Raw genomic sequence first — 12,701 nt, 5'->3', positions numbered from 1 at the left:
CGGCACGTCGTCCGTCGTGGTCGCATGGACGAACCTAGGAATTCGTTCTTGGAGAGCGCTTGACCCCGGCCTTGGTGAGGGCTTGGTGGCAGCTTGGCCCCGCACCACGGCCATGGCCCTGGCCGGCTGATCTCCAGCGGGGCGATCCCCGGCTGCTGATTGACGCCCGCGGCGCCGCCACCGTCGCAAGCCGTCCAAGGCAGGCGATGCGCCGACCGCCCGAGGTACGCCCGCCGGGCTCGCTACGAATGATCCGCCCGCAGGCGGACTTTCGGCACCGGCTGGGCGCGGCGGGCGGCCTCGGCCCGGAGCCGGCGCCGCAGCTGCTTGCCGCGGCCGAGAAAGGAGCGGGTCCGCAGGCGGCGGTCCTCGGGCAGGCTCCAGTCGGGCAGCGCGCGGTCGATCGCGACGGTGAGCCGGCCGTCGCCGTGGACGGCGGCGGTGCCGAGCAGCACGACGTTCTCCTGCCAGCGCATGCCGAGATCGTGCCGGTGGAAGGTCAGGCAGACCGGCCCGGGCACGGCGGCCACGCCGGCGGGCAGATCCAGCTCGTACCCGGTCGTGGTGCGGGAGAAGGCACGCGCGGGCACGGTCACGGGCCGGCCGTCCGCCACCGTGGACACGATCGGCCGGCCCAGGTCGCGGGCCCGGCGGGCATACGGGCGCCAGTCGGCGGGCGACGCGGAGCGGCCGGGCAGGCGGGAACCCGACGGGGCCGGGTCCGAGGCGGGGGCCGTGGTGCCGGGCGGGCAGGTCCAGGTCAGCGGGTCGCGGGTCAGGTCGCCGCCCGGCCACCAGGTGATCCGCTCAGGGGTCACCTCGATGTAGATCCGCGCGAAGTACCAGGTCAGGCGCTTGACCAGGAACCACGGCAGCCCAGCGAAGGCGTCCGGGATCTTGGCCTGGGACTCGCGGACGTACCGGTCGGTGTTGGCCTGCAGGTCGGCGTCGCGGACGGTGGCGCGGCCCTGCACCAGCACCACCGGATCGCCCTCGAACAGCAGCGCGACACGCGGATCGCAGCGCGCCCGCTCGGCTTTGTCGGGATAGGTCAGGCCGGTGCTGACGTCGATGGTGCCGCGGGACCCGGTGTACGGGGTGACGGGCCAGGTGATGGGCCGCCCGTCGCGGGTGAGCGAGGTGTAGGCGCACACCACGGAGCTCCGGAACGTCGTGGTGGGGAGCGTGAGGGTCATGCCCGCGCACGCTAATGACGGTGTCTTGGGCCGTTCTTGGAGTCGGTTCTCAAGAACCGCCCAAGACCGGGAGGCCACGATGACGGCACCCTGACAAACCAGAAGGAGCACGACAATGCGCACCGCCGCACACCCGAACGTGCCGCAGATCACGCTGCCCGGTCAGGCCGCCGCCGCGCCGGGGCCGCTCGACATGACCAACATGTACCTGGCGCACTACGGCTTCCGCCGCGACCTCGGCCACCTGATCACCGCGATCGGCCGGGTCCGCCTCGGCGACCGCCGGCGCATCACCGCCCTGCGCGAGCACCACGCGTGGGTGCTGTTCGTGCTGCACCACCACCACACCGCCGAGGACGAGACGGTCTGGCCGCGGCTGCGGGAGCGGGCGCCGCAGGCGGTCGGCACGATCGACGCGCTGGAGGCCGAGCACGAGGCCTGCGACCACTGGATCCGCGAGAGCACCGACGCCTTCCAGGCGTTCGACGCCGACCCGTCCGAGGAGCGGCGCGAGCGGCTCATGACCGTTCTGCGCGCGCTGGCCGACACGCTCGGCGCGCACCTGGCGCACGAGGAGACCGACGGGATCCCGCTGATGATGGCCCACATCACCCCGGAGGAGGACGCGGAGGGGCACAAGACGATCATGAAGCAGTACGGTTTCCGCAAGCTGATCACGCTGGTCGGCTGGATCACCTCCGAGCTGCCGCCCGATGTCGAGGCCCATCTGCGCAGGACCTCGCCCCGGCCGATGGTGCTGCTCAACACCCTGGCCGGCGGTAGCTACCGGCGGCGCACGGCCTACCTGTGGGGGTGAGCCAGCTCGCGCTCCACGCTCTCGGCGTGCTCGGCATGCCGCCGCGCCGCCTCAGCATCGCCCAGTGCCTCGGCCAGTTGCGCCAGCGACCGGCTGACCGGCCACATCAGCAGGCTCAGCCCGGCGATCCCCATGCGGTCGGCGTACGGGGACGCCTCCTCGTACAGGTCGGCGCAGGCCTGCCGGTCGCCCAGCCCCGCCCAGGTCTCGCAGCGGATGACCAGCCAGAACAGGTAGACGAACGTGCGTGGGATCGGCGCTTGCCGCTCCCACGGCCCGAGCACCCGCCGCGCCTCCTCCAGGCGGCCGCTGACCACCAGGTAGTGGGCGTACCCGTCCAGGTTGAACTGGTCGAGCTGGTCGTGTGAGATCTCCTGCGGCGGCTGCATCGCATCCGCCTCCCCGCGGCGCAGGCGCATGAGCGCGACCTGGTAGGTGGCGCCGGCCGCGGTGCTCTCCGGACCCCACATCGAGGTGGCGCGCTGCTCGGCGGCGGTGGCCGCGAGCAGCGACTCGGCCGCCTCCAGGTCACCGCGGTGGACGATGGCGCCGAGCCGCAGCCAGTCGAGGATGATCCGCAGGTACGGCATGTGCGTACGGCCGATCAGCCGCTCCGCCTCGGCCAGCACGTCCAGGGCCTCCGGCACCCGGCACAGCTCCAGCAGCGTGCCGCCCTGGCAGGTGAGCCCGATCGTGCGCAGCTCGTCGTCGCCCGCCTCCAGCCCGGCGCGGGCCATCTCCTCCCCCGCCTCCAGCCGCTGACGCACCGAATCCGGGTCGAGCAGCGCGTAGTAGCGGGCGAACAGCACCCGGCCCAGCAGCGTCGCGTCGTTCTCCTGGCGGGCCAGCCGCGCCGCCTCGGCGCTCAACCGGTCCCGCTCCACGGGGTCGCACCCCGGCTGGTAGTACGCCTGGAGCGCCAGGCAGGCCAGCACCCGGGCCCGGGCCGACGGTTCCAGCCCTTCGTCGGCGGCCAGCTCCGTCAGGTCCGCCAGCAGATCGGCGTCGTAGTCGCCGTAGACCTTCCAGGGTTGCAGGATGCGGCCGCCGTACCCGGTCGCGGCCTCGATCCAGCGCCGCCGGTCGCCCTCCTGCTTGGCCAGGCGGCGCAGCCGCGTCAGCTCGGCCTCCTGCCCCATCGAGTCGCCCGCCCCGAACCTGGCCTCGGCCAGCGCGAACAGCAGGTCCATCCGCTCGGCCGGGCCCAGCTCGGGGTCGTCCTCGGCCACCTGGCCGGCCCGCTCCAGCAGCTCGACGGCCACGTCGTACGCGCGCAGCCGTTTGGCCTCCTCCGCCGCCCGCCACGCCGCCCGCCAGGCACGCGCGGTGTGGCCCGCGGGAATCGCCTGGAACCAGTGGTGGGCGGCGGCGGCCAGCCGGTCGGAGGCGGAGCCGCCGGTACGCGACTCGATCGCGGCGGCCACGGCGGCGTGCAGCCGGGCCCGCCGCAGCACCGGCACCACCTCGGTGAGCGCCTCCTGCACCAGCGCGTGCACGAACCGGAACCGGCCGGGCCGCCCCTCCGCGACCAGGGCGGCGGCCATGGCGGGCTCCAGCCGGTCCAGCGCCGCGTCCAGGTCGAGCCCGGCGGCCTCGGCCACGATCGTCACGTCGAACTCCCGCCCGGCCACCGCCGCCACCCGCAACAACTCGGCGGACGGCTCGGGCAGCCGGTTCACCCGGCCGAGCACGACGTCCCGCACGCCCAGCGGCAGCGTGCCGCGGCCCGGCGATCCGGCTTCCAGGTAACGCATCAGCTCCGTGACGAAGAACGGGTTGCCGTTCGTACGGTCCCTGATCGCCCACACGTCCGTGCCCGCCGGGGTCAGCTCGGCCAGGTCGGACGGCGAAAGGCCGGACAGCGGCAGCCGTACCGCCTGCCGGCGCGACAGCGCCTCGAACGCCTCGGCCAGCGCGCCCTCCGGCGGCGGCCAGTCGCGTACCGTGCCCACCACGGCCAGCCTGCCGTCCAGCACGTACTCGGCCAGGTAGCTCAGCAGCCGCAGCGAGGACCGGTCCGCCCAGTGCAGGTCGTCCAGCACCACCAGCACCGGCCGCCGGCCCGCGGTCAGCGCCTGTGCCGCCGCTCCGTAGGTGCGGAACCTCGCGCCCTCGGGATCGGTCCCGGTCGCGGAGCCGACTCCGGGCAGGTTCGCGCGTACGTCGGCGGGCAGTGGCGGCAGCGTGTCGGCCAGCCGCTCCAGCACCGTCACCCACGGCCAGAACGCCGGCGCGCCCTCCGTCGCCGCGCACCGCCCCACCGCGACCGTGAAACCCCTGGCACGGGCCCGGCTCACCAGCTCTTCGGCCAGCCGCGTCTTGCCGATCCCCGGCTCCCCGGTGATCAGCGAGAACCCCGTCCGGCCCGCCGCCGCCGCTTCCAGCAGCCCGTCCAGCGCGGCCAGCTCCTCCTGCCGGCCTGTGATCCCTCTCTCGGCCACCTGCGGCTCGGGCGGCTGCGGCGGCCGGTGGGGGAACAGGGCCGGGGCTTGGTCGAGGATGTCGCGTTCCAGAGCGCGCAACTCCTCGCCCGGGTCGATGCCGAGCTCCTCGGCCAGGATCCGGCGGGCCGTGCGCAGCGTCTCCAGTGCCTCGCCCTGGCGGCGGCTCCGGTAGAGCGCCAGCGCCCGCAACGCCCACAGCCGTTCGCGCAGCGGGTGCTCGTAGGTCAGGGCCTCCAGCTCGCCCAGCAACTCGCCGTGGCGGTCCTGCTGGATGACCGCGCTCACCCGCAGCTCGCGGGCCCGCTCCCGGGCCTCGGTGAGCCGCGCCCTGACGGCGGTCACATACGCCTGGTCGTCCAGCTCCTGGTACGGCTCGCCGCGCCACAGCGCCAGCGCCTCGCCCGCCAGCCGCTCCGCCTCGGCGGGCTCGGCCGCCTGCTCGGCCTGCCCGACCAGGCGCAGGAACCGCGTCGAGTCCACCTGCTCCGGATCGATCGCCAGCGTGTAACCCACCGGCCCGAACGTCAGCAACCGGCTCTGCGCCCTGGCCCGGCGTCCGGGCTCCAGCAGGCGGCGCAGGTTGGACACGTACGAGTGCAGCGACGCCATCGCCTCGGCCGGCGGCTCCTCGCCCCACAACCGGTCGATCAACGCACTCGGGGCCACCGGCCGGCCCTCCGCCAGCACCAGCCCGCACACCAGCGCCCGCATCTTCAGCGAGCCGATCTGACACGACCGCCCGTCGTCGCCGACGACCTCCAGCGGGCCCAGCACACGGATGTCCACAGCCCTACCACCCTCATGAAGTCGCCTGATCTTACGACAAGGAGGGCTGGTGTGGTTCACCACGGCGCTGCCTCGGGCCCCGGGGGCGGCTCCGTCGTGGCGTGCCCAGGCCCGGGAACGGCACGGGTCCTTGGCATCCGATCCGGCACGGTGGCGATGCCGATGCCGATCGTGGTGCGGGCGTTGGCTACGACCTGGGCGATCTGCCTGCGCGCCCACCCTAACCGGGCAATCGCCTCGACCCGCTCGTGAAGCTCACCCTCGGCGGCCCGCCGACCTGGCCTGGCCCGACCTTGCACGGATGGACGACCTGGTCCGCAGTCCGCCCTCGCCGTTGTCCAGACGGCCGGCGACGTGCCTGCTCAGCCGCTAGGGCGGGCTCCAGCAGGTCAACCACCCAATCGGTCAACGGGTGGGACAGCCCACCGGACGGTAACCGGCCGACCGCCGGGGGTCCGGGGTCGGGAAACCCCCGGCAAGGGGGCCCGGGGGAGCTTGGCTCCCCCGTAAGAGGAGCCCGCATCCGCGCGAAGCGCGCCACCTGGCGAAGGCCCGTGCAGTTGGGGGTCAGGCGTCGATGAGGCGGGAGTAGAAGTCGAGGGCCACGTCGAAGCCGTCGTGGCAGTTGCGGTGGGATCGGTAGCAGGGCCGCCAGGCCGAGCTGGCGCCGACTCCCGCCCTGGCGTCGCTGAGGGCCGAGGGGACGCGTTCCGGTTTGGGGAGGAGGCCGTGGCCCAGGTAGCGGATGCCGGTCAGCTCGGTGTGGGCCCCACGGCCGCCCGAGACGAACGTGCCCAGCCGCCAGCCGCTCTCCTCGTCCCAGACCAGGACGGCCCCGTCCGCGAGCTTCAGCGTCGCGTCACGCGGATCGCAGGGGCCCTCCCACCAGTCCGCCACCTCAGGTCCCAGTACGCCGATGACCTGCCGCACATAGCTCGTCGGCTGCTGCAGCCACTCGTCGGAGTACGGCTTGACGTGCCTGATGGCCACGGACGGCACCCCCTTGTGCCCTAACAGTAAGAAAAAATGACAGTGACCAACCATACCCGCGCCGAACTTATTCCGTTGCACAGCCGTCTAGTCATTACGGACGATATTTACGTCGGATACGGGGAAGGAGGGGTGCCCATGATAGCCACGGTTCTGCTCATCGTCCTGATGGTCGTCGCCGTCGCGGCCACAGAAATGATCATGTGGTGCTCCGAAAAGAGCAAAGAGAGTGTCGAGTCCGCTGCCGAGATCACCGGGGACTAGTCTCTCGGGCATGTCGTCCCTGCTTCTCTGGCTGCACATCGCCTTCGCGATCTTCACCATCGGCCCGGTCACCGCCGCGACGATGACCGCGCCGCGCGTCATCCGCAACAAGAACGTGCCCGCGCTGCAGATCATCCAGCGCATGACGAGGATCTACAGCCTCGGCACCCTGGGCGTGTTCGCGTTCGGGGTGGCGCTCGGCGCGGTGCTCGGCGGCGGACTGCTCGGCAAGTGGTACATGACGGCCTCGATGACGCTGTTCATCGTGGCCGCCGTGCTGCTCGTCATCATCGACCGCGACCTGCGCACCGCCCTGCGGGCGCTCTCCAGCGAGAGCCCCGAGGACGACGCGAAGGTGCAGATCGGGAGGATCGCCGCGATCAGCGGGCTCGTGTCCGTGATCTGGCTGGTGATCCTTTTCCTGATGGTGGTGCCTGGCTAGAGGCCGGGCAGCCGTTCAGGCGAGCGGGTGCCTGGCCAGAGGCCCGGGCAGCCGCTCAGGCGAGCGCCTGGGTGAGGTCGGCGAGCAGGTCGTCGATGGTCTCGATGCCGACCGACAGCCGCACCAGGTCGGCGGGCACCTCCAGCGGTGATCCGGCCACCGAGGCGTGCGTCATCCTGCCCGGGTGCTCGATCAGCGACTCCACCCCGCCCAGGGACTCCCCCAGCGTGAAGAGCTTCGCCCGGTTGCACACCTCCACGGCCTCCGCCTCGCCCCCGGCGACGCGGAACGACACCATGCCCCCGAACCGCCGCATCTGCTTGGCCGCCACCTCGTGCCCCGTGTGCTCGGACAGCCCCGGGTAGAGGACCTGGGTCACCCGCGGGTGCGCGAGCAGCAGGTCGACGACGCGTTCGGCGTTGTCGCAGTGGCGGTCCATGCGTACGCCCAGGGTCTTGAGCCCGCGCAGCGTCAGCCACGCGTCGAACGGCCCGGCCACCGCGCCCATCGCGTTCTGGTGGTAGGCCAGCTCCTCCCCGAGGCCGCGGTCGACGGTCACCAGCGCCCCGCCGACCACGTCGGAGTGGCCGCCCACGTACTTGGTGGTCGAGTGCACGACGACGTCCGCGCCCAGCTGGAGCGGCTGCTGCAGGTACGGCGACGCGAACGTGTTGTCCACCACCAGCAGCGCCCCGTTGTCGTGGGCCAGCTGCGCCAGCCCGGCGATGTCGGCGATGCCGAGCAGCGGGTTGGTGGGCGTCTCGACCCATACGATCTTGGTCTTCTGCGTCATCGCCGCGGCGACGGCGTCGAGGTCGTGCAGCGGGACCGGGTCGTAGTGCAGGTCCCAGCGCTGGTGAACCTTGGCGAACAGCCGGTACGTCCCGCCGTACGCGTCGTTCGGGATGACGACGTGATCCTGCGGCTTGCACACCGTGCGCAGCAGGGTGTCCTCGGCGGCCAGCCCAGAGGCGAACGCGAGCCCGCGCACGCCGCTCTCCACCGCCGCCAGCGCCTCTTCGAGCGCGGTCCTGGTGGGGTTGGCCGAACGGCTGTACTCATATCCGGAACGCAGACCGCCCACGCCGTCCTGCTTGTAGGTGGAGGTCGCGTAAATCGGCGGCACCACCGCACCCGTCGTGGGGTCGGGCTCCTGACCTGCGTGGATGGCCAGCGTCTCAAAACCGTTGCTCATACCCGCCACGTTAATGGAAGTCGGCCCGCGATCCGTCCCCTCCGGATCGCGGGCCGCTCGCGGGCACCGTCCCCCAACGGCCCCGCGATGGCTCGCGCACCATGCCCGCGCGAGCCAGGTCCTCAGGCCGCCCTGGACTCGTGGCCCTCTGAGCGAGGCCGGAGCCGTACGACATCCGCCTCGATGAACCGGCCGCTGCCGCCTTCCGCGGGCTCCCCGTTGATGCGGGAGAGCAGCACCGGGTCGGCCAGCGCGAGCAGCACCCCCACCAGCAGCCCGAGACCCAGCAGCACGAATCCGATGGCAACCATTTCCTGTCCCCTTCCGACATCTCCCAGCATCGGCGACACCCCATGGCTCCCGCCTCCGCTGAAGGACTGGTCTCCGGCCACCCGTCTCGGCCGAACGGCTGATACGAGATGTCCGACTTCCGGCCTAGGCTCGAGGCCGTGGTGGAGAGCAAGCGCATCGTGTACTGGATCCGGCGGCTGAGCGAGATCGCGATGATCGGCTGGCTGGGCATGATGCTGCTGCTCGACCTCGTGCTGGCCGGCGTCACCGGAGGCGTCCAGTGGCTCGTGCCGTTCTGCGGCGCGGCCGGCATCGCGGCCGTGGTGCTGCGGCGCCGCTACCGGATCGAGGGGTTCAGCATCATGCTGGCCCTGTCGTTCAGCGTGTCGATCGTCATCGGCAGCACCGAACTGCGGGGTGTGCCCGGCATGGCGGAGACGGGATCGCTGCTCATCCTGATCATCGGCGTGCTGCGGCACGTGGAGCCGGTGCGGCGGGCGGCCGTGCTCGCGTGCGTGGGCCTGATCGTGCTGCTGGCCGAGGCCGTCGGGCGCAAGTACAACGACTCGGGGCTGGCGTTCTCGTTCCTGCTGTTCGCGGGGTGGTCGACGGCGGCCGGGGTCGGCGGTTACCTCCGCTTCCAGCAGGAGCGCCGCACGGAGGCCGTCTATTCGGTACGGCGGGCCGAACGCCTCGAACTCGCCAGGGAGCTGCACGACCTGGTCGCCCACTACATCACGGGCATCGTGGTCCAGGCCCAGGCCGCGCGCACGGTCGCCGAGACCAAGCCCGAGGCGGTGGCGCCCGCGCTCGACGCGATCGCCACGGCCGGGTCGGAGGCGCTGACCTCGATGCGGCGCATGGTCACGGTGCTGCGCACCGAGGACGACGCGGCCCGCAAACCCGGCGTCACTCTGGCCGACCTGCGGATGCTGACCGAGCGGTTCTCCGCCGAAGGGCCGAAGGTGGCGTTCGAGATCGGGCAGGGGCTGGACGATCGCACGCTGCCGCCCGAGGTCATGACGACCCTGCACCGGGTGCTCCAGGAGTCGCTGACCAACATCCGCAAGCACGCCTCCCGTACCGCCTGGGTCGAGGCGGGTCTGCGGCGCTTCGAGAGGGTGGTGGTGCTGCGGGTGCGGAACTTCGGGTCGGGGTCAGATCCGAAGGTGTCGCGCCTCGGCGGCGGGTTCGGGCTGGTCGGGATGGCCGAGCGGGTGGAGGCGCTGGGCGGCAGGCTCTACGCGGGCCCGTCCGCCGAGGGCGCCTGGGAGGTGGTCGCCGAGTTCCCCCTCCCGTAGGGCCCGCTCGAACGCCTCGCCGCCCAGGACGGCCCGCAGCCGCCCGCCGATCCGCTCCACGTCCAGCCGCTCGCCCACCGGCAGGGGCGCCCCCGCCGCCGCCCGCATGGCCGTGGCCGCCCCGATCAGCCTGGCCGCCTCCACGGGCCTGCCCCCTTGGTCGAGCGACAGGTCGAGCGACAGGGCTCCCGCCAGGCCCTCGAGCGCCAGCGCGACCGCCCGGGGATCGCCGCTCGCCCGCGCGGCCTCGTACCCCTCGCGATGCCTGGCCAGCGCGAGCGCGGCGGCTCCGCGCTGCTCGGCCGCGAAGCCCAGCTCCGCCATGACGAACGCGATCCCGGGCGTCCCCCGCACCTGCCGCAGCCAGTCGAGCAGGGACAGCAGGTACGACTCCGCCTCCTCGTACCTGCCCTGCCGCCGGGCGCTCAGGGCCAGGCCGAGCACGGCGTTCTCCTCGGCGGACTTGTACGACTGCTCGACCGCCAGCCGCCTGGCGCGCTCGTGGTGGTCGTCGGCCCGCCCGTAGTCGCCGGACAACATCGCGATCCGGCCCAGCGCGGCCACCCTGAACGACACCTCGAACCCCAGCTCCTCCGCCAGCCGCAGCGCCTCCTCCCGCAGCCGGGCGGCCCTGGCGTAGTCGCCGCGGATCTCCGCCGCCCGGTCGAGCACGTCCATGGCCTCGATCTGCCCCCACTCGTCCCCGAGTTCCCTGAAGAGCGCCAGGCCCCGCTCGCCGTCGCGTTCCATCGCCGCCAGGTCGGCCCGGCCGACGGCGAGCTTCCCGCGCAGGCAGAGCGCCGCCGCCACACCCCACTGATCGCCCAGCTCCCGGTAGGCCGCCAGCGCTCGCTCCGCCGCCACCTCGTGCGCCCGCCGGTCGCCGTAGGCCCACCGGACGTGGCTCAGGAACCAGTCGGCCAGCGCCGCCCCCGCCGGGTCGAGCTCGGCCCGCCGGACCGGGGAGGCGGGCTCGCCGATCAGCAGCTCGATCCCGGCCAGCCAGACCGACGCCCGCGCCGCCTCCGCCCCGGAGGCGGCGTGCGTCCCCAGGGCCGCCGACAGGGAGCGGCGGGCCTCGCGCAGGCGGCCGCGCAGGAACCAGTACCAGGCCAGGGCGTTGGCCAGGCGCAGCGGCTCCGGTCCCGCGAGGGCGAGCCGGAGGTTGGCGCTCTCGGCGTCGAGCCGGGCGAGCCATTCCCGCTGCCCGGGGCCCTTGAGGTCCGCCCGTTCGGCCAAGGCCGTGTAGTGGCGGGCGTGGCGCTCCCTGATCGCGTCGTACTCGCCCGCCTCGCGCAGCCGCTCCACGCAGTACGCCGTCACGGACTCCAGCAGGCGGTAGCGCGGCCCGGCCACGCGCACCACCAGCGACCGGTCGACCAGCCTAGCCACCGTGTCGAGCACGTCCACGCCGGGCTCGGCGCACACTTCCTCGGCCGCGTCCAGCGTGCACCCGTCGGCGTGCACGGCCAGGCGCCGCAGCACGACGCGCTCGGGTTCGCTCAGCAGCTCCCAGCTCCAGTCGATCATCGCCCGGAGCGTGCGCTGCCGCGCCGGCGCGTCCCGCATGCCCGCGCTGAGCAGCCTGAACCGGTCGTCCAGCCGGTCGGCCAGCTCCCGCACCCCGAGGGCGCGTACGCGGGTGGCGGCCAGTTCGAGCGCCAGCGGGATGCCGTCGAGGCGCCGGCAGATGGTGGCCACGGTCTCGCTCGGCGGGACGTTCGCCCGGGCCGTGAAGAGCCGTACGGCCTCGGGTTCGGGCAGGGGCGGCACCACCCGTACGGACTCGCCCGTCACGCCCAGCGGCTCCTGGCTCGTGGCCAGCACGCGCAGCCCCGGGGCGGTGCGCAGGAGGGCGGCGGCCAGCTCGGCCGCCTGCTCCACCAGGTGCTCGCAGTTGTCGAGGACGAGCAGCATGCGCTTGCCCGCCAGCGCTCCTGCCAGCCTGGGCGCGAGCGGGGCGGCGTCGTCGTCCCGCACGCCGAGCACGGCCGCGACCGCCTCGGCGGGCTCGGCCGCCCCCGCCAGCTCGGCCAGCCACACTCCGTCGGGGAAGTCGGGCCCCGCGTCGGCGGCGGCGGCCAGGGCGAGCCTGGTCTTGCCGACGCCGCCCGGCCCGGTGAGGGTCACCAGGCGGGAGGCGGCGAGCAGCGCACGGACGTCGGCCAGCTCCCCCTCCCGGCCGACCAGGTCGGTGAGCGGCGCGGGCAGGTTGGTGGCGGGCGCCACCGAGGAGGCCGGCGTCAGGCCGGGGTCCTGGCGCAGGATGGCCTGGTGGAGGTCGGCCAGCGCGGGTGACGGGTCGAGCCCCAGGTCCTCCCCCAGCCGCCTGCGCAGGCCCTCGTAGGCGGCCAGGGCCTCGCTCTGCCGCCCGCCCCGGTAGAGCGCCGTCATGTGGGCGGCGACCAGCCGTTCGCGCAGCGGGTGGCGGGCCACCAGGTCGCCCAGGTCCACGGGCCGGCCCAGCTCCAGGCGTACCTCCGCCTGCTCCTCCAGGGCCGCGAGGCGCGTCTCCTCCAGGCGCGCGGCCTCCGGGAGCGCGAAGGCGGCGTCGGCGAAGTCGGCGTACGCGGGCCCGCGCCACAGCGCCAGCGCCTGCTCCAGCTCGGCCGCGCGCGTGCGCGGATCAGGGGACCGGCGCTCCACGAGGGAGCGGAATCGCCCGGCGTCGCAATCGTGGGCGGCCAGCCGGTATCCGGCGGGCCCGTGCACGACCAGGCCGGGGTCGCCGAGGGCCCGGCGCAGCTGGGAGACGCGGGCCTGGAGGGTGCCGACCGGGTTGCGGCCGGTCGCGGCGCCCCAGAGGTCGTCGATCAGCCGGTCCGCCGAGACCGGCCCGCCCCCGTGCGCCAGCAGGTCGGCCAGGAGCGCGCGTACTTTGGGCTCGGCCACCGGGACGGGCCTGCCGTCCTCGGCCCGGACCTCCAGCGGTCCCAGCACCCCGAATCGCACCACGTCAGTACTCAACCCGTGGC

General features: G+C 73.5%; 9 protein-coding genes and 1 pseudogene. 4 read left to right on the top strand and 6 right to left on the bottom strand.

Translation table 11 applies throughout. The features are described from left to right. Window positions 1–242 precede the first annotated feature (242 nt). On the bottom strand, window positions 243–1,196 hold the full coding sequence (locus tag ACWDRB_RS12785) for a hypothetical protein (protein WP_449893367.1): 954 nt from the start codon (window positions 1,194–1,196) through the stop codon (window positions 243–245). A gap of 115 nt (window positions 1,197–1,311) precedes the next feature. On the opposite strand from ACWDRB_RS12785, the gene ACWDRB_RS12780 reads away from it, so the two are divergent. After that, complete coding sequence (locus ACWDRB_RS12780) at window positions 1,312–2,013, top strand: hemerythrin domain-containing protein (RefSeq protein ID WP_449893365.1); 702 nt, start codon at window positions 1,312–1,314, stop codon at window positions 2,011–2,013. Here ACWDRB_RS12780 and ACWDRB_RS12775 read toward each other — a convergent pair. Together ACWDRB_RS12775 and ACWDRB_RS12770 are read right to left on the bottom strand one after the other, a co-directional pair. Beyond that, window positions 1,998–5,243 carry a BTAD domain-containing putative transcriptional regulator gene (locus tag ACWDRB_RS12775; RefSeq protein WP_449893363.1) on the bottom strand — a complete coding sequence of 1,082 codons (3,246 nt, stop codon included), beginning with the start codon at window positions 5,241–5,243 and terminating at the stop codon, window positions 1,998–2,000. The two genes, ACWDRB_RS12780 and ACWDRB_RS12775, sit on opposite strands and share 16 nt — an antisense overlap. A 567-nt stretch (window positions 5,244–5,810) precedes the next feature. Then, window positions 5,811–6,233: a DUF6292 family protein gene (locus ACWDRB_RS12770; protein ID WP_350725745.1), complete on the bottom strand. Its 423-nt coding sequence runs from the start codon at window positions 6,231–6,233 to the stop codon at window positions 5,811–5,813. A gap of 36 nt (window positions 6,234–6,269) precedes the next feature. Between ACWDRB_RS12770 and ACWDRB_RS12765 the strand changes: the two genes are divergently transcribed. Further along, window positions 6,270–6,497: a hypothetical protein gene (locus tag ACWDRB_RS12765; RefSeq protein WP_449893361.1), complete on the top strand. Its 228-nt coding sequence runs from the start codon at window positions 6,270–6,272 to the stop codon at window positions 6,495–6,497. A 10-nt stretch (window positions 6,498–6,507) separates the two neighbouring features. Next, on the top strand, window positions 6,508–6,939 hold the full coding sequence (locus ACWDRB_RS12760; RefSeq protein ID WP_350725749.1) for a hypothetical protein: 432 nt from the start codon (window positions 6,508–6,510) through the stop codon (window positions 6,937–6,939). A gap of 55 nt (window positions 6,940–6,994) precedes the next feature. Here ACWDRB_RS12760 and ACWDRB_RS12755 read toward each other — a convergent pair whose 3' ends face one another. Beyond that, on the bottom strand, window positions 6,995–8,134 hold the full coding sequence (locus ACWDRB_RS12755; RefSeq protein WP_350725751.1) for a cystathionine gamma-synthase: 1,140 nt from the start codon (window positions 8,132–8,134) through the stop codon (window positions 6,995–6,997). Between the two features lie 122 nt (window positions 8,135–8,256). After that, on the bottom strand, window positions 8,257–8,445 hold the full coding sequence (locus ACWDRB_RS12750) for a hypothetical protein (protein WP_350725753.1): 189 nt from the start codon (window positions 8,443–8,445) through the stop codon (window positions 8,257–8,259). A 108-nt stretch (window positions 8,446–8,553) separates the two neighbouring features. On the opposite strand from ACWDRB_RS12750, the pseudogene ACWDRB_RS12745 reads away from it, so the two are divergent. Then, a pseudogene (locus ACWDRB_RS12745) lies at window positions 8,554–9,660 on the top strand (sensor histidine kinase); the annotation flags it as partial. On the opposite strand, the gene ACWDRB_RS12740 reads toward ACWDRB_RS12745, so the two are convergent. After that, the gene (locus ACWDRB_RS12740) at window positions 9,583–12,681 is read right to left on the bottom strand and encodes a BTAD domain-containing putative transcriptional regulator (RefSeq protein WP_449893357.1); all 3,099 of its coding nucleotides are present in this window, start codon (window positions 12,679–12,681) and stop codon (window positions 9,583–9,585) included. The pseudogene ACWDRB_RS12745 and the gene ACWDRB_RS12740 sit on opposite strands and share 78 nt — an antisense overlap. Window positions 12,682–12,701: the final 20 nt, after the last annotated feature.

Source organism: Nonomuraea sp. NPDC003707 (assembly GCF_053587055.1).
Note: the sequence above shows the minus strand (reverse complement) of the source record. Positions and strands in the feature narration are given on the sequence as shown.